The organism is Flavobacterium sp. XN-5 (genome assembly GCF_008033395.2).
In the GTDB taxonomy this organism is placed as follows: domain Bacteria; phylum Bacteroidota; class Bacteroidia; order Flavobacteriales; family Flavobacteriaceae; genus Flavobacterium; species Flavobacterium hiemivividum.
The window spans coordinates 1-26,942 of sequence record NZ_VOGZ02000004.1 but is presented as its reverse complement, the minus strand read 5'-3'; the positions used below and the strand labels follow the sequence as shown (position 1 = coordinate 26,942).

Below are 26,942 nucleotides of genomic sequence, written 5' to 3'. Positions count from 1 at the left end.
CTAAAATCATGAAAAAAATATTTATATTAATTTTATCCGTTTCATTTCTATCTTCTTGTGAATTAGATAGAGAACCCTTTAGTTCTTATACTGAAGATAAGATCCTAGCCGATAAAGAAGCTTCAATTGATGTACTTTTAAATGGTTGTTATGCACAACTTAAAGGTTGGTCTGATGTTATGCACCGCATTGGAGAGTATCCTGGAGATAATATGATGATTAGAGGTACATCTACTGACTCATTTTATTCTTTTATCTCTTACCAACACATTCCTAATAATGGGAGGTTATCTGTTTTTTGGAATAATAGTTATAAAATTATTTCACAATCAAGTGATTTAATTAAAATTATCCCCGAAGGAGAAAGCAGTCAAATTGATCAAAAGTTAGGAGAAGCCTATTATTTAAGAGGGATGATTTACTTTTATTTAAGTCGTGCTTATGGTAGACCTTATTCTCAATCTCCTGAAACTAATTTAGGAGTGCCAATTGTAAATGGTATGCCAGGTAGTATTGATAACTTGCAACTTCCGGATCGTGCAACTGTGAAAGAGACTTATGAGCAGGCAATCAGTGATTTGAAAAAAGGAGAGGCCTTAATGAATGAAAATAGAAATGCTGCTTATGCTACTAAAGAAGCTGCACAAGCTATGCTTTCTAGAGTATATTTATACATGAGTGGTACTTATGAAAATCCAAATACAGAGTATGCTGATCTAGCTATTACTTATTCGAATAAAGTAATCAACAGTGGAAGATACAATTTGTTGAACCGATCAGAGTTTATGAAGTACAATACGTATGCTCCTGATGATGCCGCACAAACCGAAACTATCTTTGCCGTAAAACGTGTCGCTTCAGAATTTTCTGGATATGATCATTTCTATGGAATTGGTGGTATGTATGCCAACATACAAGGACAAGGTTGGGGTGAAATGTACGCAAGTGCTGAATATTTAGACTTATTGCGTAAAGCAGGTAAAAAGAATGACGCACGTTGGGCATTTATTGATCCACAGTATGTAGTAGATGCAGCAAATAAAAAGACGGAAGCATTCCGTTTTATCTATGATTTAAAAGACAATAGTGGTGTACAAACGGGCTATAATTACTTACAGCAACCACTAGAGACTAATACTGATGGTTCCTTTTTTATAACGATTGCTAATGTTAAATATAATTTAACTGTAGTTGACGCAAGTGAAAATCAATATTCAATCAACTATGAAGGCAAAACATATGTAGGGGAAAAAGACTTTATGATGTTATTGAATCGTGTATATCCGATGTTTTATGTAACTAAGGCTTCTTTGCAAAACAATGACTCTCATTTACACTCTCCTATCATTTCAAGATTAGGTGAAATGTATTTGAACATGGCAGAAGCTTATGCTAAAAAAGGAGATTACAACAATGCACGTATTAATGTTAACGTAATTAGAGAAAGAGCAATTGTAGGAGGAGGGTACACTTCACTTACAGCGACAAATGCTTCTCAATTAATAGATGAAGAACGTCAATTAGAGTTGGCTTTTGAAGCACATAGAGGTTACGATGTTTATAGAAATGGACAAACGATGACTCGTCCTTATCCTGGACCTCATATGCCATTAGTTGAATTTCCAGCAACAAGTTTGAGAGTGGTGCAATACATCCCCCAATCTGAAATTAATGCTTATCCTGGAACTTTGACACAAAACCCATAATTAGTTAGTTTTTAGTTAGTTTTTTTAACCCTTCTAGTTTTAGAATTAGAAGGGTTATTCTAAAATCAAAACGCTTTTTAAAATGCCATTAATTATTTAATCTTATAGAATGAAAAAAGTATTTTATTTATTTTTTGCTCTTTTATTACTATCCGTTTCTTGCGCTAGTAAAAGTGATGGCCTTCCGAAAACAGAGTCTATTAAAGCATCTGATTTTCATATTTCTATACCTTTAGCGGGGAATGCGTATAGTTCAAAACATATTGAAGGAAATCGAACTATCACTAACAATGGAATTGTTAACTGGACGAATCCTGATGAGTATTTCACTACTTATTTTAGAGTTTCGAAGCCTGGTACTTTTCAAATTGCAATCGAAGAGTTGCCTATGATTTCTGGTAAATCTGAATTAGAATTTTCAATCGATAATGTTTCTAAAAAAGTAATGCTTGATCCTTCTTCTACGAGTAAATTGATTGTAGTTGGTACTTGGAAAATAGCTAAAGAAGGTTATGTTGCTCTTGTAATTAAAGGGATTAAGAAATCAGGTGCTAGTTTTCCATCTATTAGCCGTTTGACCGTAAGCAGTACTGATTTTGACGGTAAAATTGCATATGTTCCTAATAACGAAGGTAGTTTCTATCATTGGGGAAGACGAGGACCATCAGTACATTTAAATTATCAGGCTCCTGAAAATGTAAATGCAGAGTGGTACTATAACGAACTAACAGTTCCAGTGGGTGAGGATATAATTGGTTCTTATTTTATGGCAAATGGTTTTGGCGAAGGTTATTTTGGTATTCAAGTAAATTCTGCCAATGAAAGAAGAGTTTTATTTTCGGTATGGAGTCCATTTACTACTGATGATCCAAACAGTATTCCTGAATCACATAAGATAAAGTTATTGAGAAAAGGAAAAAACGTAACAACGGGAGAATTTGGTAACGAGGGTTCCGGAGGACAAAGTTATTTAAAATACAATTGGGTTGCTGGAAATACCTATAAGTTTTTACTTAGAGGTGCGCCTGAAGGAAATAACTCGACCAATTACACCGCCTATTTTTTCGCTCCAGAAACAGGACAATGGCAATTAATTGCGAGTTTCAATCGTCCACAAACAAGTACTTATTTGAAGAATTTCCATTCGTTTTTAGAAAATTTCATTCCAGAACAAGGAGATTTCTCTCGAATGGTTTCATTCAATAACCAATGGTATTGTGATGACAAAGGCAATTGGAACGAACTTAGTACTGCACGATTTTCGGCAGATAATACAGCCAAACAAGGATATAGAATGGATTATTCAGGAGGTTTAAATGCCGATGGATTTTATCTTAAAAATGGCGGTTTTTATAATGATTTTACAGTTCCCGGAGCTATATTTACGAGGCCTTTTACAAATAAGAAACCAAATATAGATTTTAACAGCTTACCTTAAAAACTATTTATATTTTTGAAAAGAATAGAGATAGTTCGATATAGAAAAAGATGCTTATTGAAAGCATCACCATAATTTTAACTAAATTAATTTAACATGAGAAGTAGTATTTTTAAATTTTTCCTGATAGCTTGTCTATTTGTAGGATGGGCTGATATGTCTGCCCAAATGATTAAAACCCCAACACCGAAGCGTGCAAAGGGGCAAACAGATGTGTTGCGTTTAGCACTTGACCCTATTCCTACCGTTCGTGTAGCATTTATAGGTTTGGGAATGCGTGGACCAGGTGCAGTAGAACGTATGACACATATTCCAGGTGTCGAAATTGTTGCACTTTGTGATTTATTAGAAGACAGAGCAAAGTCAGCTAATAAAATATTAGAAAAAGCAGGTCTTCCAAAAGCACAAGAATTTTTTGGAGAAGAGGGTTGGCGTCAAGTAACTAAGCTTCCTAATGTTGATCTTGTTTACATTGCAACAGACTGGAAACACCATGCAGAAATGGGAGTTCAAGCGATGAAAGACGGTAAAAACGTAGCGATAGAAGTTCCTGGAGCTATGACAATGAAGGAAATTTGGGATCTTATTAATACTTCCGAAAAAACGCGTAAGCACTGTATGATGTTAGAAAACTGTGTGTACGATTTCTTCGAATTGACTACTTTAAATATGGCACAAAAAGGTTTGTTTGGAGAAATCCTACATGCTGAAGGTGCTTATATTCACGGTTTGCAGCCTTTCTGGGGAGCGTATCAAGGCAACTGGAGAATGGATTACAACAGGAAACATCGTGGAGACGTTTATGCTACGCACGGGATGGGACCAGCTGCTCAAGCATTAAATATTCACCGTGGAGATAAAATGAATTATTTAGTTTCTATGGATACTAAAGCAGTGGGGAATCCAGCTTATATTAAAGAAAAAACTGGAGAGGACGTAAAAGACTTCAGAAATGGAGATCACACCATGACTATGATTCGTACCGAAAAAGGAAAAACGATCCAAATTCAACACGATGTAACTTCTCCTCGTCCATACAGCCGTATGTATCAAATAAGTGGAACTAAAGGTTTTGCTAATAAATATCCAGTTGAAGGATATGCATTAGATTCTAAATCGATAGGAACAGATGTAGCTCCAAACCACGAAAATTTAAACGCGCATAGTTTTCTTCCTGCTGAAGTGAAAAAAGCTTTGATGGAAAAATACAAGCACCCTATTGTTAAAGATATAGAAGAACAAGCTAAAAAAGTAGGTGGTCACGGAGGAATGGATTTCATCATGGATTACCGTTTGATCTATTGTCTTCAAAAAGGACTTCCATTAGATATGGATGTTTATGATTTAGCTGAATGGTCTTGTCTTGCTCCATTAACTGAGATTTCTCTTGACAATAATTCTGCACCAGTTGAAATTCCTGATTTTACCCGTGGAGGATGGAACAAGTTAAAAGGTTTAGAATTTGCTCTATAGTAAATCTAGAGAAAAGGAGACATTTGTTTTAAATCGTTTTCTGTAAAAATTAAAAACACCCTTAAGAATTTAGTACAAATTCTTAAGGGTGTTTTTTTATTGGGTTAAACTAACTTGTATTAATTGGAATATTTACATAGATAGGAAATGTTTATTACTTGTTTTCTAAGAAAAAACATTTTTAATCTACGAAAAAAGATTCAGAAATATTTCTAAAATACTGATGGACTTATTGAAAAGCAGAAATAGTTGTTATTCCTTTTAGGATTAATTCCCTTTTAGCCGTGTGAAAATTTTCTGTAACAATAGTTTTCCATCTCTTTTTTCTTTGACTACTTCAATAGCTTTTAATCCGGAAGTAGTATTGATAAATTGATAACTGAAAGCAAATTGTGGCTGATCTGGGTTGCTATTTAAAAGTCCAAAACGCAAATCATTAAAGTATAAAGATTCATTTTGTTTGGAAATGATATACCAACCCTCACTAATTTTCTTTAACTTTTCGAAATCAGTATTCCCTATTAGTTCCAACTCTAAATCAACATTTTTAGGATAAGCGATAAATGAAACAGCTTGGCTATCAAAAAGGGAATAATCGCCTAACAAATAGTTATCAGTAGTTGAAACATTTGCATTCCATAAAATAAGATTGAAAGCCGTGGGTTTTACTATAATTTCAGAATAGGAAATTCCCTGTTCTAGTAATGCTTTTTCGAATTTATTTAGAGCATATAGTTTTATAAAACAGGATATGAGCAAATAAGCGCTGCTGATGACCAAACCTCTCATGATATATTTTCTTCTAATGAATGCGTCCTTTGCCCTCCATACCATCACTAATGAAATCAATAAAGGAACGGTGTATAATGGATCAATCACAAATATGGTTTTTAAAGCAAAACGATTACTAAGCGGCCATAAAATCTGTGTACCCCATGAAGTAAAGATATCGAGTAGGACATGGGTAAATAAGCACCAAAAGACCATAGAAGCCGCTCGGGAAAAGTTTATTTTATGCTTTTCAGTTTTTGAAATTAACCAACCTAAGAGTGGTGACAAAAACAGGAATAGTAATAAGGAATGGCTTATGCCGCGATGAATTAGTACCCCATCAACTGGGTCTAAGAATAAACCAACGATAACATCTAAATCAGGGAGCGTTCCTAAAACGGCACCATACAAAAAGGTTTTGTTTTTTAGTTGCTTGCCAGCACACAGTTCAGCGACGGCAATTCCTAAAGCGATTTGTGTTAATGAATCCATTGATGATTTTATTTCCAGCGTGATTTAATTCTCGAATATGATAATATAGAATATTTGTATTGATGGAAATTTAAATTGCAATATACAAAAAAGGGATAAGTAAATTTTGGCTTTGTGGTTTAGTGTAGAGAAAAGAATCACCGTCAAAAACATTTCTTCTTTGTTGTGTAATTATGAAAAGGGCAAGTATGAAGTAATAATACATTAAAAACTAATGAATTGCACTAAAAACAAAAGTCCTTAGAAAAACTAAAGACTTTTGTATAAAATAAGGGAATTATTTTTTAGACTCTTCGATAGAAAGTTTTCTAAACTCCTTTAGCATTTTTTCCATCTCTAAAGTTGATTTACGCGCTCTTGCTCCAGCAGCTTTAACTCCTTTTTCAATTAAAGATTCTGTTTCTGCAGTAAATGTTTCAAACTCAGCGTTAATCTTTGCTACTAATTCTTTCATGTGTTTTTTATTAAATTAAAGGGACAAAAATAGAATTTTACGACAGATAGCCAAGGATTATTGTGTTAAAAATAACTTGAAAATATCGATTTTTTCCCAACAATGATCTAAAGTTACTGTTTTCTCTCAGTACGAATCTTTAGGCGATTGAATGTGGATATGCAAACAAAAAGTGGGGGAAAGGTTAAGCATCATAGTACCTCTCTTTATTATAACAAAAACTTAGGTCTAGAAATTGAAGATCCTTGACGGAGTTCGAACCGAAATTACCCACAAACACTTACTTTGTTAAAAGTAAAAAAATATCGAAAGGATTTTCGAACCATCAAGGAACCTGAGATGACTCTGTCGGGACAATTTTCGCACCTTTTTCTCCAAGATTTGAAGTTTTTGAGTATGTTATCATTCATTTAATAGAGCCAATGAAAACATTAAATTTATTCTTAACTCGACATCCACTTTAACTTAGTATGTCCACATACTATCTGCAAATAAAGCTAAATAAACAGAAAGAAGAATCCCAGTTAAAATGGCGTTTTATGACATTTTAACTGGGATTCTTTGCTTTATTTTTTGATGTTTTGTGAAATTTATTTCCCGATACAAAAATTAGCAAAGATATTTCCCAACAATTCATCATTTGTAACCTGACCTGTGATCGTCCCAAAATGGTACAAAGCCTCCTTTATATCGATCGCCATTAAGTCACTGGGTAAATTAGTTTCTAGGCCGTATTTTACTTTAGTGATTTCTTCTAAGGCCTTGAGTAGTGAGTCGTAATGTCTTGTGTTGGTTACGATTGTTTCGTTGTTTCTCAAGGCTCCAGTGTTCACAAATGATAGCAACTGGTTTTTTAATTCTTCGATACCTAGGTTTTGCTTGGCAGATATCATTTCGAGAATCACATTCAGTGGCTGTAGTTGTTTTTTGATTTCGGCAACTTCCTCATCTGTTAGCAATTCGGTTTTGTTGATAACCACCACTAATGGTTTTAGCGGAAATTGATTTTTTATCTTCTCGATTTCTACGATATAATCAGAACTTTGAACTTTAAACTTTAAACTTTCAAACAAATATAAAACGACTTGTGCTTGTTCGATTTTTTCGAAAGTTTTACGAATTCCAATGCTTTCTACTACGTCTTGAGTTTCACGAATTCCAGCCGTATCGATAAAACGAAATCCAATTCCGCCAATGACTAGTTCGTCCTCAACAGTGTCACGGGTTGTTCCCGCAATCTCCGAAACTATCGCGCGTTCTTCGTTCAATAAAGCATTCAACAATGTAGATTTTCCTACATTGGGTTCACCTACAATCGCTACAGGAATTCCGTTTTTAATGACGTTCCCTACGGCAAAGGAATCGATTAACCGTTTTAAAACGAATTCGATTCGGTTTAATAACTCATGAAATTGGGTTCTATCAGCAAATTCTACATCTTCTTCGGCAAAGTCAAGTTCGAGTTCGATTAGCGAGGCAAAATTCAATAGTTCCTCACGTAATTTGGCTATTTCATTCGAGAAACCGCCACGCATTTGTTGCATGGCAATTTGGTGAGACGCCTCATTGTCGGACGAAATTAAATCTGCGACTGCTTCCGCTTGTGACAAATCAAGTTTTCCGTTTAAGAAAGCTCTCAGCGTAAATTCTCCAGGATCGGCCATGCGACAGCCTTTTCTAAGCAACAGCTGTATAATTTGTTGCTGTATATAAGTAGAGCCGTGGCAAGAAATTTCAATCGTATTTTCGCCTGTATAGGAGTTTGGACCTTTAAATAGAGATACTAGGACTTCGTCCAAAGTTTTGGAAGCATCCATAATATGCCCTAAATGCAGGGTGTGTGTTTTTTGCTTGGTTAAATCTTTGTTTTTTATGGATTTAAAAACACTGTTTCCAATGGTAATTGCTTCGGGACCGGAAATTCGGATTATTGCGATGGCTCCAGCTCCAGAAGGTGTTGCTAAGGCTACTATCGAATCGTTGTATAACATATTTTTATATTCTAAGTGGCAAAGGTACTAAATCTAAATAAGTATCTATTTGTTTATTGAATTGGCTTTTTAAGCGTCACCCATGTGGAATTTGACTTAGTTTTTTAATTTTATTTCCGTAACTTTAGGATTGCATTCGTTCAGATAACCAATTTAAATTGATAGTATATGAAACGTATTCTTTTCCCAACAGATTTTTCTGAGGTAGCTACAAATGCTTTTGTACACGCTCTGGCATTTGCTAAAATACTTCATGGGGAACTTGTAATATTACATTCTTACCCAACATTGTCTATTGACGACCAGTTTTTTCCCGAAAATTTTAAAACCGTTTATGACACAGTAGAGTTAACACAGTTTGATATATTTAAAGAAGAAGTGCCTAAATTACATGCCATTGCCACTGCTTGCAATTTAGATAATATAAAAATGACACATCGGTTAATGGAAGGCGACTTGGTCAATAACATCAAAAAGAGTGTTGAAGAGGATAAAATTGACTATGTAGTGATGGGAACATCGGGTGTTACAGAGTGGGATGCCATTTTTATAGGATCTAATTCTGGTGAAGTGATCATTGGGATAACGGTGCCAGTTTTATGCGTGCCATTGGACTCAAAATACAAAACGATCAAAACAATTGGCTTTACTACGCGATACAGAGCTAAGGATAAACAAGCAATTCATACGGTTTTAAATTTAGCCAAACATCTAAATGCAAAGCTGAAGTGTCTCTATGTAAAAACGAGTAATTCTGATGTCTCAAAAGAAACAATTGCCGAGTGGAATGCGGAATTTGAAACACAACCAATCGAATTTTCGATTGTCGAAAGTGATGAAATTAATGAAGCCGTTATGGATTTTATAATTACTAAAAACGTGAATGTCTTGACAATGCTAACGTATAAAAGAGGTTTTTTTAAAGGATTATTTCAACCTAGCTATACAAAAATGGAACATCCTGAATTTCACATTCCAATTTTGGCTATTCATATTGACTAAAGAGATAGATGTTGTTTTGTTAGAATAATAAACAACATATGATTTTGTAATTTGATAATCAAGTATTTAGAAATATTAAAAAAAGAATCAATATTACATTTAAGAAAGCTTTTTATTGTTAAAATAAATTTAAATAACTGATTATTATCATGTTATAATTGTAACTTTAGGTTTAATTTTAACTACTTAAACTATCTCAAAATGAAACGTATTTTATTTCCAACCGATTTTTCTGAAGCTGCTACCAATGCCTTTGTTCATGCTTTAGAATTTGCAAATATAGTTCAAGGCGAGCTGGTCTTATTGCATGCATTTGAATTGCCTGTATTCGACAATCAGTTTTTCCCGGAAAACTATATGGTGATTTATGAATCAGTAGAGTTATCGCAATTCGAAATGTTTAAAGATGAAATTCCGAAACTACGTTCCATAGCACAAGAGCGAGGCCTAGGAAAAATTAAAATGACGCATCGTCTCATGGATGGAAGTTTACTCTATAATATTAATAAATCAATTAAAGAGGATAAAATAGATTACGTGGTTATGGGTACTGAAGGAGCTTCTGGCTGGTCAGAGTTTTTTTCTGGTACCAATACTGGTAACGTTTTAGCGGAAATCAATGTGCCAATTCTTAGTATTCCTGTCAATGCAAAATACAAAAAAATAGAAACGATTGGTTTCACGACACGCTTTAGACCAAAAGATAAAAAAGCACTTAAAAAAGTGGTAAAATTAGCTAAAATAGCTGGTGCAGCGGTAAAATGTCTTTATGTGAAAACTAGCAAAACAGATGTTGAAAAAGCAACAATTAAGAATTGGGAAGAGGATTTTGCAGAAGAACCTATAGAGTTTTTTGTAATCGAAAGTGATGAAGTAAAAGAGACTATTTTAGATTTTATCTTGCTAAAAGAAATAGACATGTTGACTATGCTGACGTACAAAAGAACATTTTTTGAAGGTTTATTCCATCCCAGCTTAACTAAGAAATTTGCTAATAATTTTGACGTTCCGATTTTCGCAATCCCTATTGAAGAATAGGCTTGTTTAATTTTTGAAAATAGTGCGGCAGTTTTTATTTTATTCGAAGGTGTTGCCATATTGCCTACTATTCTAATAGCTTATTTATTCGCGTACACCTATATTTGTATTTCAATTTAATCGAAATATGGATCAATACAGTACAAAGAGTAATAGCTATTCGGAGGAGTTAAGCAAAATCAATAAAAAATACAATACCATCAGCGTACTTAGACTTTTGTGTATCTTTCTTTTTTTAGGTTCTCTTTATTATTACATAAAAAACAGCGAAATTATCTTTATAGTTTCAGCTGTTTTATTTTTTGCGGGTTTTATAATTTTTATGAAAATTCACTCCAAATTACTTTTCGAAAAGAAGCTTAATACTGCGTTAAAGGAAATCAACGACAATGAAATCTCTTATTTAGAGAAGAAATCGATTCCATTTGATAACGGACAAGAATTCAATGATTTTCATCATCCTTATGCCTACGACCTAGATATATTTGGAGAACATTCCCTTTTTCAAAATTTAAATAGAACTGCGACTTTTATTGGAAAGAAAAGATTAGCTGAGCAATTGCTGACTTTATCTCCAAATGAGGAAATCATTAAAAATCAATCGGCTGTTAATGAGCTTTCGCAAAAATTAGATTGGCGCCAGAATTTTTTGGCTTTGGCCAAAATAAGTCAAGATTCTAAAGCCAGTTTTGAAGGATTAATGAAGTGGAGCAAATTTCAAAGTACTCCATTGTCTACAGCACCAGTTATACTTTCTTATGCTGCACCACTATTGTTTTTAAGCGTATTAATTTCCTACATTGTTATGGCTGAGACTTTTTTATTGTCTTATCTCTCTTATGTGTTTTTATTGAATTTATTTATTATGGGGGCTTTTTATAAACGCATCCAAATCGAAATTGCCAATGCAGAAGACCTCGATAAGGTAATCAGTCAATATAGTTTATTACTTAAAAAAATTGAAGACGAAACTTTCCAGTCTCAAAAGCTGATTGATTTACAACAAAAGTTGAAATTTAAAACAGAAAATGCTAGCATTCACCTTAAAACCTTATCGGGATTATTTTCTAATATGGATACGATTGGGAATCTATTAACGGCTTCTTTGTTTAATGGAACCTTTCTATTCAATATTCATGTTTTAAATAAACTATTGCATTGGAAAAAAGAACATGCTGAAGTATTGGAAGATTGGCTAGACGTTGTTGGTGAATTCGAAATGCTAAATAGCTTGGCTAATTTTGCCTACAACAATACTGAGTTTGTCTATCCTACTTTAAACACCGAATTCAAAATCAACTTCTCAGATTTGAGTCACCCCTTATTGAATCGCAATACTAGAGTAGGGAATACTGTTGAGTTTCACCCGCAATCTTTTATGATTTTAACGGGATCGAATATGTCAGGTAAGAGTACTTTTCTAAGAAGTCTAGGAATTAATATGGTGTTATCAGGTGCGGGTTCGGTGGTATGTGCGAAGGAAGCTCATGTACATCCTTTACCGGTGTTAGTTTCCATGCGTTTGTCGGATTCCTTATCAGATAGTGAGTCTTATTTTTTTGCCGAAATAAAGCGCTTAAAACAGATTATGAATGAATTAGAAGGAAATGCTGCTTTTGTATTATTGGATGAAATCCTTAGAGGAACGAACTCTGACGACAAAAGAAACGGAACCATAGAAGTCGTTAAGAAAGTAATTGCAAATAAAGCAATTGGAGCGATTGCAACTCACGATATAGAAGTTTGTCTAACTACAAATGAATATCCAGATACTCTTACTAACAAATGTTTTGAAGTCGAAATTGTAAATGATGATTTACATTTTGATTACAAACTCCGCGATGGAATATGCAAAAATAAAAGCGCCACGTTCCTGATGAAAAAAATGGGAGTGATTTAATCGGGAGAAGATAGAAGTTAGAAAATAGAAGAAAACGAAGAAAGAAGAAAAAGAAGAAAGAAGCTAGAAAATCGAGAAAAGAAGATAGAGTAAAGAAGATAGAGTAAAGAAGTTGGAATAAAATTAGAAGACTTTAGAAAATAAAAACCAGGATAAAAATACAGGAATTAAAAAACCGATAAAACTCCATTTCGTCTCCCCCTCCTTCGGAGGGGGACGGGGGAGGATAAACAAAAAAAAACCGCATATCCTTTAAGGAAATAGCGGTTTTTTTCAATATAAAAAAATGGTTTGGTTAATAGCGTATTTTGAAATACAATGATAAGTATAATATGTTAACTATCAAAAAAAATGGGCATAAAACATTAACAATTTATTAACTATTCAGCATAACCGGCATCACCAGCATGGTTACGGTCTCGCCATCTTCTAATCCGTCAACAGGAGTTAGTATTCCCGCTCTATTAGGCAAAGACATTTCTAACATGATCATATCTGATTGTAAATTAGTTAACATTTCAGTAAGAAAACGCGAGTTGTAGCCTATTTGCATATCGTCGCCTTGATAATCACAAGTCAATCTTTCCTCTGCTTTGTTAGAGTAATCAATATCTTCAGCCGAAACATTCAATTCAGCACCCGCGATTTTCAAACGAATTTGGTGTGTAGTTTTATTAGAGAAAATAGCAACACGACGTACTGAACTCAAAAACTGAGAACGGTCAATCATTAATTTATTTGGATTCTCTTTTGGGATAACCGCTTCATAGTTTGGATATTTTCCATCTATTAAACGACACATTAAAATATAATTATCGAATGAAAAAGTAGCATTCGAATCGTTATATTCAATTTTTACTTCAGCATCTGAAGTCGAAAGAATATTTTTTAGAATGGTCAAAGGTTTCTTTGGCATAATAAAATCAGCTACTTGAGACGCTTTTACATCTGTTCGTGCATATTTTACCAGTTTGTGCGCATCAGTTGCCACAAAGGTTAATCCTTCTGGAGAGAACTGAAAAAACACACCAGACATAACTGGACGTAAATCATCGTTACCAGCAGCAAAGATTGTTTTACTTATAGCTGTTGCCAATACATCTGCAGGAACTAAAGTTACCGAAGGCTCTTCTAGGTTAACAGATTTTGGGAATTCAGCACCAGGAGCATACGCCAACGCATATTTACCAGAGTTTGAACTGATTTCTATCGTGCTGTTTTCTTCAACAGTAAAAGTTAAAGGTTGCTCTGGAAAAGTTTTAAGGATTTCCAACAGTAATTTTGCCGGTACAGCGACACTACCTTTACTCGTGGAATCAATAGCTAAGTTAGCCGACATGGTAGTCTCTAAATCACTTGCCGAAACCGTTAATTCGTTATTGTCTAATTCAAATAGGAAGTTGTCCAAAATGGGCAAAGTATTGCTACTGTTAATAACACTACCTAAAACTTGTAATTGTTTTAATAAGTACGAACTCGATACTATAAATTTCATCTGTTTTATTTTATTTTTTTTGGTATCTATTTTTGATTTCAAAATAGAATACATTTTACAAATATATCGTAAACTATTCTAGTATTGAAACTTTTTTATTAACATCTATTGACCGTATTTTCTTTTTCTAAGATAGGTAAATAATCCGCCAAATAACACTAAGATTAGCAGTGGAAGCCCGATAGTTATGACTTGAGTCTGGGTGTAGTTTTCAAATACTTTTTCCTTGTCTAATAAGGGTAAATCTAAATCCTTGCTTCGAATGTTAATAAGTCCAGTATCGTCTAACAGATAATTGACACAATTCAGCATGAAATCCTTGTTGTCGTATAGATTTCCAGAACGTTGATCGTAACCCAGTTCTACCGGTTGAAAGTTTTTATCTAGTTGGTTTTTTATCACATCTCCATCAGAAATTACAATCATTTTATTCTTCTTTCCAGTTCCTTGAAATGTGGCTTGTTCAAAAGGCAACACTCTGTTTTCAAACATGGAATGGAAGGATCCTTCCAGCAATACTGCAAGCGGAATATTTCCTGTTTTTATATAATGATTTGGGCTGGTTTCCTCGGCAACAATGTCTAAATTTATTTCTACTGGAGCCCCTATTTTTTTAGAATAAGGTGATGATTTTAGAAGTACAGTTTTCTTAATTCCGTTTTTCAAAGTGTCGATAGGATTCGCAAAATCAAACTTAATTCCGCCTAAGTTTTTCACAATTGGATGCGTGCTTTCTGGATAAACCAAGGGAGCAAATTTCCAGTTGAATTCTTGAAACTGGGTTGCACTTCCTTGTTCGCCTGTCGCTAATTTTATAGGACTTCCTTGTTCGTCTTTGACAATATCTGGATTGATACGTAAGCCGTATTTAAAGAACATATCGTTTAAATTCAAATCTCTAGGAAAGGCTAGCGTCGATCCCGAAGGATTGTAAAGACTGTCCATTTCTGCATTTACTTGATCGATGAGCCACAATGTTTTTCCTCCGTTGATGATGAATTGGTCTAGAACTTGTTTTTCGGAATCAGAAAATGTTTCAGTAGGCTTGGCGATAATAGCCAAATCATATTTCTGTAAAGCATTTAAACTGCCAGTAGGATCTTTGGCAACCGAATCTAAGGTAAAAGGACCAATGTGGTAACTTTCTCTTATTTGCAACAAGAATTTAGCCATTAAAATATCTTGAAGTTCGCCGTTTCCTTTGATAACAGCAACCGTTTTTTGCTTTGCTGTTGATACTTTGTGGAAGGCATCAGATATCGAATATTCAAGATGTTGCACTGAACCAATGACCATCTCAGTAGTCGAAGCTCCCATTCTGTTTTTCAACAATGGAATATTGACTTCTTTGTTTTGGTAAATTGCGATCGCCCAAGGGAAAACCATTGCTTGCGATTGTTTTCCTTTGTCATCAACTGTTATGTTTATAGGCGTTAATCCTTTTCGATACAGCTCCTTAATATTATCCATACTGGTATCTTCGTTTTCCAATGGATTTATGAATTCGAAAACTATATTCTTGTTATAGGCCTGAAATTCTTCTAATAGCTGCTGTGTTTCTAACTGCAGTCTTTTAAATTCACCAGGCAAATCACCTTGTAGGTAAATTTTGATGTACAACGGTTCTTTTACTTGTTTGATTATATTCAAAGAAGTAGTAGAAAGGGTATATCTTTTGTCTTTTGTTAAATCAAAACGATGAAAGAAATAGTTTCCAATACCATTTATAACCAGTAATAGTGCGATTGTTATCAAAACCGATTTCAGGTTGCTTTTTTTAATTGGTACCATTACAATTTAAAAGATTTAAGTTTATAAACAGTAAACGAAAGAAACAGCACCGTTATACTTGCAAAATAGAGTAGATCTCTAGTGTCTATGACGCCACGCCCCATACTTTTAAAGTGATCTTGCATTCCAAAAGCAGAGATAAATATAGAAAAAGACGGTGTTAATGAAGCGAGACCTTCGAAACCAAAATAGAAAAAGAAACATAAAAAGACAGCTACAATAAAAGCCACAATTTGATTATCGGAGAGGGTAGAAGTAAAAATCCCGATTGAAGAATAGGCACTAATTAGGAATAGTAGACCAATGTAAGAACCAATGGTGCTTCCCATATCGAGGTTTCCTTCTGGCATTCCTAAACTAGAGATTACTTCGACATAAATAAATGTTGGAATAATGGCCATTACAATCAGTAAAACTGCGCCAAGAAATTTTCCGTTTACGATTTGCCACAGACTCAAGGGTTTTGTTAAAAGCAATTCAAGTGTTCCTTGCTTTTTCTCATCCGAGAAACTGCGCATCGTTACAGCCGGAATTAAGAAAATTAAAATCCAAGGAGCTAAGGTGAAAAACGGACTCATATCGGCAAAACCGGTATTGAGAATATTATAGTCCCCTTCGAAAACCCAAAGAAATAACCCGTTGAGAATTAGAAATAAAGCAATAACCAAGTAACCGATGGGCGAACCAAAAAAGGATTTAATCTCTCGTAATAATATGGCTTTCATTAATTTTTTGTTTAAAAGTTTAAGATTTAATAGTGTCTAAATTGAGACTAAAAAACTTAAATTAAAGTAGCTAACTTATCGACGCTCCAGGCTTCTGGCTTGTCATTGAATAATTTTTTGGTAAACGTCCAAACTTCATTGAAAAACTCTGAATTTCTGTAGTTTTCTAAGTCGTCTTCGGTATCCCAATAGCTATACGTGAAAAAGATGCTTTTGTTGTCTTTGTCCTGATATAACTCTAATAAACGGTTTCCTGGAGCATTCCTGATTCGTTCTTTAATTGATTCGAAATTTTCTAGGAATGCAGGAATGTTTTCTTCGTGAAAACTTAATTTTACTATTCGTACCAACATGTGATCTAGGATTTATGATTAACGATTGATGATTTGAGATTTTATGGATGTGGTGTTCTTCTAATCCTTGAATTGAATAGACACCGTATCTCTATAGTTTAAACCCAATAAGCTATTTGCAGAGCCTACTTTGGAAGGGTTACTTCTAAAAATGGCAATTTCGAGAAAGCCAGCTTCATTAAAAATCGCTAGTTTCTCTCCTTCATAATTCTTTATTGGATATTTATCAGAACTCGCAATTGCAGAGTAATTTGGCAAAATGGTTTTGATGTTTTTTGTTTTCATGACAATCTCATAAGGCCTTCCTCGAGCAACCTCCATAAATTGTCTTTTACTAATATTGGTAACCACATTTCCAAAATGATCGATATAAATAACATTACCTTTTAGTGTATTACCGTCCTCAGAAATCGCTGCTTTTAATTCGGTTATTTGTTTAATGCTACTGATTTCTTTACCAATAACGTTTAGCAAACCACCCTTTGCAATATGACAAGCGACCGTAACAAAAACATCCATTCCGGTTGCTTCGCTAGACAAACGATCGTGAATATTTATAGCGACCATTTTTTGAGGAACAATTTTTTGCGAAAGCATGCTTAGAATTCCGTTATCGGCAGCAATAAAGTAAGAATCGTTCCATTGCATCACTATATGCCGATTCTCTTTATTGAGTTCCATATCGACTCCTATTAGGTGAACAGTCCCTTTTGGAAAGCTCGAATAAGCAGCACTAATAATGTAACTTGCTTCAACTGTGTTGAATGGGTCAATGTGATGCGAAATGTCTACAATGGAAGCTTCAGGATACTCAGATAATATTTTCCCTTTTAACGCACCAACAAAGTGATCTTTCAAGCCGTAATCGGTAGTTAGGGTAATTATTGACATATATTTTTTATAAAAATTGGTGTATTCTAAAACTAATTTTCATTAAATTTGAGAAATGCAAATCTAATAATAGTAAATTCAAAAAAGCAAAAAACGAAAAACAAATTCTAAATAATAAGACAAATAATATTCAGGTTTAAGACCAAAATGGATTGGATTTTTTAGTTGATTTAATTTAATATAAAACTACAACTTTTGAACGAAAGAATAATAGAGCTCATAGACATCGCTCCAAAAGAATTTTGGGGTGCTCAAGACACTCATCTTGAAACTATTAAAAAATATTATCCAAAATTAAAGATTGTTGCCCGCGGAACTACTCTAAAGGCATTTGGAGAAAAAGAAATCTTAGACGAGTTCGAAAAACGTTTTCAACGTTTAATGCTGCATTTTTCTAGATATAATAATATCGATAACAATGTTATTGAACGTGTTATTCTAGGCGAGGGTCAGGATGATAGAAGAAACACGGTGAATGATAAAATTCTGGTACACGGAGTGGCGGGTAAAATCATCAAGGCGATGACACCTAATCAGCAATTGCTGGTAGATACCATAAATAAAAACGACATGGTTTTTGCGGTAGGACCTGCAGGAACTGGGAAAACCTATACAGGTGTTGCGATGGCCGTAAAAGCTTTGAAAGAAAAACAGGTAAAACGTATTATCCTTACTCGACCAGCCGTAGAAGCTGGGGAAAACCTAGGATTTCTTCCTGGAGACATGAAAGAAAAATTAGATCCGTACATGCAGCCGCTGTATGACGCCTTACGGGATATGATACCTAATGAAAAACTGGAAGATTACATTCTAAAAGGGATTATACAAATTGCTCCGCTTGCCTTTATGCGTGGGCGAACATTGGATCATGCGTTTGTAATATTGGACGAGGCTCAAAATACCACACATTCCCAGATGAAAATGTTCTTGACTCGAATGGGGAAAAGTGCCAAGTTCATGGTAACTGGAGATCCCGGCCAAGTCGATCTGCCGAGAAGAACAATTTCAGGATTGAAAGAAGCGCTATTGGTTTTAAAGGATATTGAAGGAATCGGAATTATTTATTTGGACGATAAAGATATTGTAAGACACAGATTAGTGAAAAAAGTCTTAGATGCTTATAAATATACTGAGAATCCAGCCTAAAAATAGAAATTGTATTTTTGACAGATAGTCAAAAGAATATTATGTACGATCCCGCTTGGGGTCGTACTTTTTTAATGGAAAATTGATTAAATAATAATAAGCGAAGATTGTATAATAATAGATTTTGTAATTTGTAAAAAGTGCGACAATTAACGCTAAAACTTGATTTTTATTTAAAAAGGAAAGTGAACTGAAGTTCAAATTGACGAAGCTTTGCTCTTGTTTTCTATTAAAGATTTTGTAAACTTTTGAGTTGTTATTGGAAATATCTTCAAAATTCAATAAGTTTGAAATTATTACAAATGAATATGAAAATTACAATGTTAAAGGAGAAAATAAAAGTAGTAATAAGCGACTTAGACGGAACACTACTAAATCAGCATCACCAAATTTCAGAATATACTAAAACAGTTTTTCAAGAACTACACAGTCAAGGATATCTTATAATTGTTGCCACAGGACGTCATCATCTCGATGCGATGTCTATTGTGGAGAGCTTAGGCTGTCCGGCGTACTTAGTAACTTCAAATGGAGCTAGAATTCACTCGCCACAAAACGAACTTCTTTTTTCTCACAACATTAGTAGTGAGGCCATAAAATCTGTACTATCATTAGGAATAGATGAAGAGTTCACGACTGTAGTATTTAAAGAAAATAGTTGGTTGACTAATAAACACAATGAAGCATTAAACAGTTTTCAGCCTGAATTAAAATATGTTCCAGAGCTTGTAAATTTTGATTCGGTCGAAGATTTAACTGCTATAAAAATGTTTTTTACACACGAACGTCATTCTAAACTGATAGAACTTAGAGATAAAATAGTTAAAAAATATTCAGATGATTTTAGTCATGCTTTCAGTTTGCCACATTGTTTAGAGTTTATGGACAAGACTGTCGATAAAAGTGTTGCTATTGCCAAGATTTTAGAAATAGAAAATTTGAGTTTTCAAGAGACTATTTCTTTTGGAGATGGCTATAATGATGAAAAAATGTTGAATGCTACAGCAAAAGGATTGCTAATGGGCAATGCACCAGACAGTTTGAAAAGCAAGTTAGCACATCTTGAAGTAATTGCAACTAATTATGATAATGGAGTAGCTACCTATTTATTTGAAAAACTCTTAAAGCAACCTATTTTAAGTGTATAGCTAACCTAAAAGTAGCGATATGTTTTTTTAATACGTTTCAAAGTGTATTTTTGTGTGAATTAAACCATACAAAAATGACCAGAGCTATTTTTATTATTACCGCATTTATAACTTTCTCTTTTACAGTTCAAAGCCAAAGTTTACAGTTAGAAGACATCATGAAGGGAGATACCTTCATTGGAGAACAACCTTTTTCTGGTCGATGGTCCTTAGATAGTAAAAAAGTATATTTTGAATGGAATCCCAATAATGAGTTAGGAGCCAATACTTATTTTTGGGAAAAAGGAATGGAAAAAGCTAAATTGGTTTCTTATCCAGAAGCTGCATTTTCTAAATTAGATTTTAAAAGCAAACCGAACTCGGATACCGTGTATTATATTGATAAAGGGGCTTTGTATTCGTATTCTATTCAAACAAAAAAAACTAAAAAACTACTGCAACAATCCAGCTCAATTTCTAACCTGCAACTAGGAAAGGATGCCGGAGTGTTGTTTTTTACCCAAAATGAAAATGTCCTAAAATTTGACACCAAAGAAGGAACGCTTGTCCAAATAACAAATTTTAAATCAGGCAAAGAAAAGGATAAAGAAGGCGAGAAAGACAGTTTCTTAATAAGCCAGCAAAAAGAATTATTCCAATTTATTCGTGACCAAGAAGCAAAGAAAAACTGGGATAAGGCTAAGGCCGATAAAAATAAATCTGATTTTCCTAGGCCTTATTATTACGGTAAAGAATCGTTTGAAGGCTTAAAGATTGATCCAAAAGGGAATTACGCCACTTTTAGAGTAGTAACTGCTGCTGAAACTAAAAGTGAAATAATGGAAAATGTGATTACAAAAGATGGATACAATCAATCAGTAAACACAAAGAAGAAAGTTTCAGTTTCAAATTTAACTAAATCAAAATTCGGAATTTATTCTGTGGCTCAAGATTCAGTTTACTATGTTAATTTCTCTACGTTAAGTCATATTCAGGACAAACCGGTTTATTATAACGAATATGAAAATTTAAAAAATAAAGAAAAGGAAGACAAGTTGGTTTTCGTGCAAGCACCTACGTTTAGTGAAGATGGTGTTTATGCGATTAGCGAGATAAGAAGTCTGGACAATAAAGACAGATGGATTGTACAATTGAATTTGGAAAAAGGTACTTTCAAAGAAATTGATTATCAGCATGACGAAGCTTGGATTGGTGGACCTGGAATTCCATCGTATTCTTATGGCTCAGGAACTTTAGATTTTTTGGGAGATAACGAAACGATTTATTTCCAGTCAGAAGCGACAGGATATTCACATCTTTACAGTTATAACTTAAGAACAAATAAGAAAAACCAACTTACAAAGGGCAATTGGGAAGTGAGAGATCTAACGCTTTCTAAAGATAAAAGGACTTTTTATTTAACTACAAATACAACCCATCCTGGAAATCGTGGTTTCTATAAATTGCCTGTTTCTGGTGGAGAATTGCAACCTATTCTAATCAAAGATGGAGCTCATGAAGTAACTCTTTCTCCTGATGAAAGCACTTTGCTTGTTCGTTATTCGTTTAAGAACAAACCTTGGGAATTTTATACTGCTGCAAATAAAAAAGAGGTGAACTTGACACAAATAACACATTCGACCTCAAAAGAATTTAATTCTTATTCTTGGCGTACTCCTGAAGTAATCACTTTTAAAGCAGAAGATGGAACAAATGTAAACGCAAGACTATATAAACCGGAAGCAGCCAAATCAAATAAAGCAGCGATTCTCTTTGTACATGGAGCGGGCTATTTGCAGAACGCCCATAATTATTGGAGTACGTATCATAGAGAATTTATGTTTCATAATTTATTGACAGATCTAGGCTACACCGTTTTAGATATTGATTACAGAGGAAGTGATGGTTACGGACGTGATTTTAGAACTGGTATTTACCGTTTTATGGGAGGAAAAGATTTAACTGATCAAATTGACGGAAAAAAGTACTTAGTCGAAAACTTAGGCATTAACCCTGAAAAAGTGGGTATGTATGGTGGATCTTATGGTGGTTTTATTACTCTAATGGCGATGTTGACTACGCCAAACGAATTTAAATCGGGTGCGGCATTGCGTTCAGTAACAGATTGGGCACATTATAATCATGGCTACACAGGGAATATTCTTAATTTCCCAGAAACAGATCCTAATGCTTTTAGAAAAAGCTCACCAATTTATTTCGCTGATAATTTGCAAGGGAACTTGTTGATGCTTCACGGAATGGTAGATAATAATGTGGAGTACAAAGATGTGGTGCGTTTGTCACAACGTTTTATTGAACTTGGAAAGAAAAACTGGAGCTTATCCTCATTTCCTGTTGAAGCTCATGGTTTTAAAGAAACCTATTCTTGGGTTGATGAGTACAGCAGAATATTGAATTTATTTAATGATACACTTCTTGAAAAATAGTGTGTTTTATTAACTTAATAATGTTTCAACAATTTTGTGTATCTCTTTGAAACAACCTATTTTTGCAAAACAACAACGCAACACCATTTTATAATGAGCAATACAATTACAACTACTAATTTTAATTTTCCAAATCAAAAATCGGTTTACCGAGGTAAAGTAAGGGAAGTGTACAATATCAATTACGATCTTTTAGTAATGGTAGCCACAGACAGGTTATCTGCTTTTGATGTCGTATTACCAAAAGGAATACCTTACAAAGGACAGATTTTGAACCAAATTGCTACTAAATTTATGGAATTAACGCAAGATATTGTTCCTAACTGGTTGATTGCAACTCCAGATCCTAGTGTAGCAGTAGGTCATTTATGCACACCTTTCAAAGTAGAAATGGTAATTCGTGGATATCTATCTGGACATGCGGCTCGTGAATATGCTCTTGGCAAAAGAGAAATTTGTGGTGTAGCAATGCCAGAAGGATTAAAGGAAAATGATAAATTTCCAGAAGCAATTATTACGCCAACAACAAAAGCAGATAATGGCGAACATGATGCCGATATTTCAAGAGAAAACATTTTATCTAAAGAAATTGTTTCTGAAGAAGATTATTTGATTTTAGAAAAATATACTAGAGCTTTGTTTCAAAGAGGAACTGAAATTGCTGTAAGCCGTGGATTGATTTTGGTGGATACCAAATATGAATTTGGGAAAACCAAAGATGGAGTAATTGTTTTAATTGATGAAATCCATACACCGGATTCTTCTCGCTATTTTTATTCAGAGGGATATCAAGAAAGACAAGACAAAGGAGAGGAGCAAAAACAATTGTCAAAAGAATTTGTTCGTCGATGGTTAATCCAAAATGGTTTTCAAGGTTTAGAAGGACAGCAAATTCCTGATATGACTGAGGAATATATAGAAACGGTTTCCGAAAGATATATTGAATTATATGAAAAAATCCTTGGTGAAAAATTCGTTAAGGCTGACATTTCAAATATCAATGAAAGAATAGAAAAAAATGTGTTGGCTTATTTAGAAAAAAGATAAAACTGCATTATTTTTATATAAAGCAAAACCGCAATCTTGGAAGGAATTGCGGTTTTGCTTTTTGTTTTAAATTTAGTTATTTTTCTAGAATGACTTTAAGATTATCAAGTCCTTGCTGTAGGTCTTTGCCAATCATTTTGTCCATTCCAATAAAAGGCATCATTAAATTCATTGGATACGGCATGTGTCCGTCATAGCCCCAGCGAACTTTAGTTTCATTTGTAGAAATTGATTCAGTTGAAAAATAAGCTTTATCGGTTGTCTCAATTGGAATTTTGAAACGCAATTCAAAATCTACTCTTTCTCCTTCAGTTAGTTTTTTTATTTCTTGTTCTCCCACACCTACATTTTCATTTGTACTTTTCCATGCTGATATCGCTCCCGCTGTTCCGTCAGTACCTATAAATGTTTTTTTCATATTGGGATCTGTTTTCGCCCAAACACTAAAGTTATCTTGATTTTTTAAATATTTTAGATAATTATATACACTATCACTAGGTTGGTTAATGACAATCTCTCTTTGTATTGTATAATCTTTTGGGAGAAATAGTGCTACAATCAATGCTAGTGCCATAATTCCAAGAATGGCAAATAAAATACGTTTGATAATCTTCATAATTTTGAATTTTAAGGATATGTTGATTTCTTTATCTGATATTCATAAATTGCAATCCATTCAGCAACTGACATTTTCTGGACAAGCTCCGCGATTAAGTCAAAAGGGATCTGGTCCACTTTTTTGAATCGAATGTAACTTTTTCCCATGTCTAATTTTAGATTGGTCTGTTTGGGATATTCGTCAGTAAACCATTTCAATAAATCAGGACTAGCATAAATACCCATATGATATAAAGCAATAAAGTTTTTCTGTGAAGCTATACTGATAAAAGGCAATGGCAATTCTTTATTACAATGATATCCTTCTGGATATATCGTGTGTGGAACCACGTACCCTATCATTCCATAACTCATTTCCTCGTTAAAGCCTTTAGGGATATTTGAAAGCATGATTTCTCGAAGTTTGTTTATTGGTGTTTTTCGATCTTCGGGGAGTTCTTTTAAATATTCTTCGACATTATTGGCTTTCGATTGCATTGATAGTTTTTTTTGTTAAGTAAATTTAATGAAAAAGCCGTAATTCTAAGTTAGAATTACGGCTTTTAGTACCAAACAAATTTATATTTTAGTCCAAATGAATATTATATAGGTATTATTTTAGCCCCGGTAGCAGCGGTATCCTTTTGTCCCGGGTTTCGGGACAAAAGATATAGCGGAGAACGGGAAAAGCTCCTGAAACTATTATTTAAAATAAGAAAACGTTTCGTTGTTCTCTAATTTCAATATCGTTTCATATATTAATTTGATGACATTTTCGACATCATCGCGGTGCACCATTTCAACAGTGGTATGCATGTAGCGTAATGGAAGCGAAATCAAAGCCGAAGCCACACCGCCATTGCTGTACGCAAATGCATCAGTGTCTGTTCCAGTAACTCTTGAAGAAGCCAGGCGCTGGAAAGGAATTTTATTTTCCTCGGCAGTATCCAGAATTAATTCCCTAAGGTTATTCTGAACGGCTGGAGCATAAGTAACAACTGGTCCTTTTCCTATTTTGGTTTCTCCTTCAATTTTCTTCTCGATCATTGGAGTGGTAGAGTCATGACATACATCAGTTACAATAGCTACGTTTGGTTTGATTGTTTTTGTAATCATCTCTGCTCCGCGAAGACCTACTTCTTCTTGAACTGAATTAGTGATGTACAATCCAAATGGTAATTTCACTTTGTTTTCATGTAGTAAACGAGCTACTTCGGCAATCATAAAACCACCCATGCGATTGTCAATGGCACGACAAACAAATTTATTTTCGTTTAGAATCATGAATTCATCTGGGTAAGTAATTACACATCCCACATGAACGCCCATTTTATCCACCTCTTCTTTTGTTTCACAACCTATGTCAATGAACAAATTACTGATTTTAGGAGTTTCTTCTTTTTCACCTTTTCTAGTATGTATCGCAGGCCATCCAAAAACACCTTTCACAATTCCTTTTTTAGTGTGAATGTTAACGCGTTTAGAAGGAGCAATCTGGTGATCTGAACCTCCATTGCGAATAACATATATTAAACCATCGTCAGTAATATAATTTACATACCATGAAATTTCGTCAGCATGCCCTTCAATCACTACTTTATAAGGAGCATCAGGATTAATAATTCCTACCGCAGTTCCGTATGTGTCCGTTATAAAGGTATCAACATAAGGTTTTAGGTAATCCATCCAAATTTTTTGTCCTTCGGCTTCGAATCCTGTAGGGGAGGCGTTGTTTAAGTATTTCTCTAAAAATGTAATAGAGGATTTCTTTAATATCGATTTAGTGCTCATAAAATATATTTTTTGCTAAATTATAGAATTGGCATTACACTTGCATATATAATGTATAATTTTACCCTAAATTTTTTCTTTATGCAGTTTATTAGATTTACGATTTTCTTTCTTTTTTTAACGATAGTAGGCCATGCTCAGATTATTTCTAAAGACACTACTAAAATGGGGTATGTTTTGCGAGATACAGATGAATCGTTAAATGACACTATTCAATTGGAAGAAATTATTGTTTCTAAAGAAAAGTTGGATCCCGAAGCTAAGAAGCAGTTTCTGATTTTGCAGAGCAGAGTCTATAGAGTCTATCCCTATGCCAAATTGGCTTCCGAAAGATTGACGCTTTTAAATAAAGGAATGGAGAGGCTATCTACAAATAGAGAAAAGAAGAAATATTTTAAGATCGTGGAAAGTTACCTTAATGACGAATTTGAAGCAAAGCTTAAAAAGTTGTCCCGCAGTCAGGGCCGAATATTAGTAAAGTTAATCCATCGTCAAACGGGAACTTCTACGTATGATCTGGTGAAAACATTGAAAAGTGGTTGGAAAGCGTTTTGGTCTAACACCGCGGCCAGCATGTTTGACATTAATTTAAAAACAGAATATGCTCCCTACGTTTCTAATGAAGATTTTTTGATTGAAACTATACTTATAAGAGCCTTCGAATCGGGAAGATTACAAAACCAACCACCAGCACATCCTGTAGATATCGATAATCTGAATGATTTCTGGGAAGCGAAGGCACAGCAACCAAAACCATAAATAGTATTTGGGCGTTCCTCATTATAAAAAAAAAGAAGGTATACCTATGTATAAGGAGTGTATAATTTTTTTTAGGAGCTATTTCCCGCTATTCGTTACAATCTACCTCGCCGTTCCGAGGCTTCGGGACTGGCTTGATAGGATTTCCACTGCTATGGGGGCTAGGTGAGTCGCTTTTAGAAGTGAGATTTAAATATTAGTAATAAAATCTCCAAAAAACAACACCTATATATAATAGTATATAAAGCAAGAGTACTAAATTATTCGGGAATCAAGGCTAGTTATGCTATTTGACACTACTACGGAGTCAATAAAAAATGCTGTATTCTCAACGAAACAGGGCGAACCACGTCCACAAATTCTCCCTCTCCTTTGGAGATGGCTGGGGTGAGGAAAAAACTTTCCACTTCAAGATTCCTATTTCCAGCGAGTTAAACTCTGCGTTAAGGAAACATAAAAAAATAGTCAATAAAAAGTATTGTTTAACGCTATAAAGGTGCTACTTTTG

Annotated in this window: 22 protein-coding genes; 11 read left to right on the top strand and 11 right to left on the bottom strand. The window is 34.1% G+C overall.

Features of this window, described 5'->3' with window-relative positions; genetic code table 11:
- Positions 1-8: 8 nt before the first annotated feature.
- From FQU23_RS08705 to FQU23_RS08695, 3 genes are all read left to right on the top strand, one after another.
- Entirely contained in the window at positions 9-1,706 is a 1,698-nt protein-coding gene (locus FQU23_RS08705) for a RagB/SusD family nutrient uptake outer membrane protein (protein WP_147673535.1), read from the top strand.
- A gap of 109 nt (positions 1,707-1,815) precedes the next feature.
- A complete protein-coding gene (locus FQU23_RS08700; RefSeq protein WP_147673534.1) occupies positions 1,816-3,144 on the top strand; it encodes a DUF3472 domain-containing protein in 1,329 nt (442 codons plus the stop codon).
- A 156-nt stretch (positions 3,145-3,300) separates the two neighbouring features.
- Complete coding sequence (locus FQU23_RS08695; protein ID WP_245181099.1) at positions 3,301-4,617, top strand: Gfo/Idh/MocA family protein; 1,317 nt, start codon at positions 3,301-3,303, stop codon at positions 4,615-4,617.
- A 267-nt stretch (positions 4,618-4,884) separates the two neighbouring features.
- Here FQU23_RS08695 and FQU23_RS08690 read toward each other — a convergent pair whose 3' ends face one another.
- The 3 genes from FQU23_RS08690 to mnmE form a co-directional block, all read right to left on the bottom strand.
- Entirely contained in the window at positions 4,885-5,880 is a 996-nt protein-coding gene (locus FQU23_RS08690; RefSeq protein WP_147673532.1) for a metal-dependent hydrolase, read from the bottom strand.
- Positions 5,881-6,157: 277 nt separating this feature from the next.
- Entirely contained in the window at positions 6,158-6,334 is a 177-nt protein-coding gene (locus tag FQU23_RS08685; RefSeq protein ID WP_026709239.1) for a histone H1, read from the bottom strand.
- 590 nt (positions 6,335-6,924) lie between these two features.
- A complete protein-coding gene (gene mnmE / locus FQU23_RS08680; RefSeq protein WP_147673531.1) occupies positions 6,925-8,325 on the bottom strand; it encodes a tRNA uridine-5-carboxymethylaminomethyl(34) synthesis GTPase MnmE in 1,401 nt (466 codons plus the stop codon).
- A 168-nt stretch (positions 8,326-8,493) separates the two neighbouring features.
- Here mnmE and FQU23_RS08675 point away from each other — a divergent pair, with 168 nt between their 5' ends.
- The 3 genes from FQU23_RS08675 to FQU23_RS08665 all read left to right on the top strand — a co-directional run bounded on the left by FQU23_RS08675 (position 8,494) and on the right by FQU23_RS08665 (position 12,265).
- Complete coding sequence (locus tag FQU23_RS08675; protein WP_147673530.1) at positions 8,494-9,327, top strand: universal stress protein; 834 nt, start codon at positions 8,494-8,496, stop codon at positions 9,325-9,327.
- Positions 9,328-9,528: 201 nt separating this feature from the next.
- Positions 9,529-10,365: a universal stress protein gene (locus FQU23_RS08670; protein ID WP_147673529.1), complete on the top strand. Its 837-nt coding sequence runs from the start codon at positions 9,529-9,531 to the stop codon at positions 10,363-10,365.
- A 127-nt stretch (positions 10,366-10,492) separates the two neighbouring features.
- The gene (locus tag FQU23_RS08665; protein ID WP_147673528.1) at positions 10,493-12,265 is read left to right on the top strand and encodes a MutS-related protein; all 1,773 of its coding nucleotides are present in this window, start codon (positions 10,493-10,495) and stop codon (positions 12,263-12,265) included.
- Between the two features lie 376 nt (positions 12,266-12,641).
- On the opposite strand, the gene dnaN is transcribed toward FQU23_RS08665, so the two are convergent.
- The 5 genes from dnaN to FQU23_RS08640 form a co-directional block, all read right to left on the bottom strand.
- Positions 12,642-13,760 (bottom strand): DNA polymerase III subunit beta, encoded by a 1,119-nt coding sequence (gene dnaN / locus FQU23_RS08660; RefSeq protein WP_147673527.1) that lies wholly within the window; start codon positions 13,758-13,760, stop codon positions 12,642-12,644.
- 105 nt (positions 13,761-13,865) lie between these two features.
- Positions 13,866-15,551, bottom strand: a complete 1,686-nt coding sequence (gene gldG / locus FQU23_RS08655) for a gliding motility-associated ABC transporter substrate-binding protein GldG (RefSeq protein ID WP_147673526.1) — start codon at positions 15,549-15,551, stop codon at positions 13,866-13,868.
- Positions 15,551-16,276, bottom strand: coding sequence for a gliding motility-associated ABC transporter permease subunit GldF (gene gldF, locus FQU23_RS08650; RefSeq protein ID WP_147673525.1), 726 nt, complete (start codon positions 16,274-16,276; stop codon positions 15,551-15,553). The genes gldG and gldF overlap by 1 nt, the downstream gene beginning before the upstream one ends.
- Positions 16,277-16,332: 56 nt before the next feature.
- Complete coding sequence (locus FQU23_RS08645; protein WP_132113097.1) at positions 16,333-16,629, bottom strand: putative quinol monooxygenase; 297 nt, start codon at positions 16,627-16,629, stop codon at positions 16,333-16,335.
- Between the two features lie 60 nt (positions 16,630-16,689).
- Positions 16,690-17,520 (bottom strand): S-adenosyl-l-methionine hydroxide adenosyltransferase family protein, encoded by an 831-nt coding sequence (locus FQU23_RS08640; RefSeq protein WP_147673524.1) that lies wholly within the window; start codon positions 17,518-17,520, stop codon positions 16,690-16,692.
- Positions 17,521-17,715: 195 nt separating this feature from the next.
- Here FQU23_RS08640 and FQU23_RS08635 point away from each other — a divergent pair, with 195 nt between their 5' ends.
- The 4 genes from FQU23_RS08635 (at position 17,716) to FQU23_RS08620 (ending at position 23,287) form a co-directional block, all read left to right on the top strand.
- Positions 17,716-18,666: a PhoH family protein gene (locus tag FQU23_RS08635; RefSeq protein ID WP_147673523.1), complete on the top strand. Its 951-nt coding sequence runs from the start codon at positions 17,716-17,718 to the stop codon at positions 18,664-18,666.
- Between the two features lie 287 nt (positions 18,667-18,953).
- Positions 18,954-19,814: a Cof-type HAD-IIB family hydrolase gene (locus FQU23_RS08630; protein ID WP_317165193.1), complete on the top strand. Its 861-nt coding sequence runs from the start codon at positions 18,954-18,956 to the stop codon at positions 19,812-19,814.
- Positions 19,815-19,888: 74 nt separating this feature from the next.
- Positions 19,889-22,240: a S9 family peptidase gene (locus FQU23_RS08625; protein ID WP_147673522.1), complete on the top strand. Its 2,352-nt coding sequence runs from the start codon at positions 19,889-19,891 to the stop codon at positions 22,238-22,240.
- A gap of 93 nt (positions 22,241-22,333) precedes the next feature.
- Entirely contained in the window at positions 22,334-23,287 is a 954-nt protein-coding gene (locus FQU23_RS08620) for a phosphoribosylaminoimidazolesuccinocarboxamide synthase (RefSeq protein ID WP_147673521.1), read from the top strand.
- Positions 23,288-23,363: 76 nt separating this feature from the next.
- Here FQU23_RS08620 and FQU23_RS08615 read toward each other — a convergent pair whose 3' ends face one another.
- The 3 genes from FQU23_RS08615 to FQU23_RS08605 form a co-directional block, all read right to left on the bottom strand.
- Complete coding sequence (locus FQU23_RS08615) at positions 23,364-23,903, bottom strand: SRPBCC family protein (protein WP_147673520.1); 540 nt, start codon at positions 23,901-23,903, stop codon at positions 23,364-23,366.
- Between the two features lie 11 nt (positions 23,904-23,914).
- Positions 23,915-24,382: a DUF1801 domain-containing protein gene (locus FQU23_RS08610; RefSeq protein ID WP_147673519.1), complete on the bottom strand. Its 468-nt coding sequence runs from the start codon at positions 24,380-24,382 to the stop codon at positions 23,915-23,917.
- A gap of 204 nt (positions 24,383-24,586) precedes the next feature.
- Positions 24,587-25,675, bottom strand: coding sequence for a M42 family metallopeptidase (locus FQU23_RS08605; RefSeq protein WP_147673518.1), 1,089 nt, complete (start codon positions 25,673-25,675; stop codon positions 24,587-24,589).
- Positions 25,676-25,756: 81 nt separating this feature from the next.
- Between FQU23_RS08605 and FQU23_RS08600 the strand changes: the two genes are divergently transcribed.
- Entirely contained in the window at positions 25,757-26,434 is a 678-nt protein-coding gene (locus FQU23_RS08600) for a DUF4294 domain-containing protein (protein WP_165425748.1), read from the top strand.
- Positions 26,435-26,942: the final 508 nt, after the last annotated feature.

Coding starts and splice junctions, on each gene's coding strand:
- FQU23_RS08610 (WP_147673519.1), bottom strand. CDS start 24,382: ATGCAATCGAAAGCCAATAATGTCGAAGAATATTTAAAAGAACTCCCC.
- FQU23_RS08705 (WP_147673535.1), top strand. CDS start 9: ATGAAAAAAATATTTATATTAATTTTATCCGTTTCATTTCTATCTTCT.
- gldF (WP_147673525.1), bottom strand. CDS start 16,276: ATGAAAGCCATATTATTACGAGAGATTAAATCCTTTTTTGGTTCGCCC.
- FQU23_RS08620 (WP_147673521.1), top strand. CDS start 22,334: ATGAGCAATACAATTACAACTACTAATTTTAATTTTCCAAATCAAAAA.
- FQU23_RS08685 (WP_026709239.1), bottom strand. CDS start 6,334: ATGAAAGAATTAGTAGCAAAGATTAACGCTGAGTTTGAAACATTTACT.
- mnmE (WP_147673531.1), bottom strand. CDS start 8,325: ATGTTATACAACGATTCGATAGTAGCCTTAGCAACACCTTCTGGAGCT.
- dnaN (WP_147673527.1), bottom strand. CDS start 13,760: ATGAAATTTATAGTATCGAGTTCGTACTTATTAAAACAATTACAAGTT.
- gldG (WP_147673526.1), bottom strand. CDS start 15,551: ATGGTACCAATTAAAAAAAGCAACCTGAAATCGGTTTTGATAACAATC.
- FQU23_RS08700 (WP_147673534.1), top strand. CDS start 1,816: ATGAAAAAAGTATTTTATTTATTTTTTGCTCTTTTATTACTATCCGTT.
- FQU23_RS08640 (WP_147673524.1), bottom strand. CDS start 17,520: ATGTCAATAATTACCCTAACTACCGATTACGGCTTGAAAGATCACTTT.
- FQU23_RS08605 (WP_147673518.1), bottom strand. CDS start 25,675: ATGAGCACTAAATCGATATTAAAGAAATCCTCTATTACATTTTTAGAG.
- FQU23_RS08695 (WP_245181099.1), top strand. CDS start 3,301: ATGTCTGCCCAAATGATTAAAACCCCAACACCGAAGCGTGCAAAGGGG.
- FQU23_RS08625 (WP_147673522.1), top strand. CDS start 19,889: ATGACCAGAGCTATTTTTATTATTACCGCATTTATAACTTTCTCTTTT.
- FQU23_RS08670 (WP_147673529.1), top strand. CDS start 9,529: ATGAAACGTATTTTATTTCCAACCGATTTTTCTGAAGCTGCTACCAAT.
- FQU23_RS08615 (WP_147673520.1), bottom strand. CDS start 23,903: ATGAAGATTATCAAACGTATTTTATTTGCCATTCTTGGAATTATGGCA.
- FQU23_RS08690 (WP_147673532.1), bottom strand. CDS start 5,880: ATGGATTCATTAACACAAATCGCTTTAGGAATTGCCGTCGCTGAACTG.
- FQU23_RS08600 (WP_165425748.1), top strand. CDS start 25,757: ATGCAGTTTATTAGATTTACGATTTTCTTTCTTTTTTTAACGATAGTA.
- FQU23_RS08665 (WP_147673528.1), top strand. CDS start 10,493: ATGGATCAATACAGTACAAAGAGTAATAGCTATTCGGAGGAGTTAAGC.
- FQU23_RS08645 (WP_132113097.1), bottom strand. CDS start 16,629: ATGTTGGTACGAATAGTAAAATTAAGTTTTCACGAAGAAAACATTCCT.
- FQU23_RS08675 (WP_147673530.1), top strand. CDS start 8,494: ATGAAACGTATTCTTTTCCCAACAGATTTTTCTGAGGTAGCTACAAAT.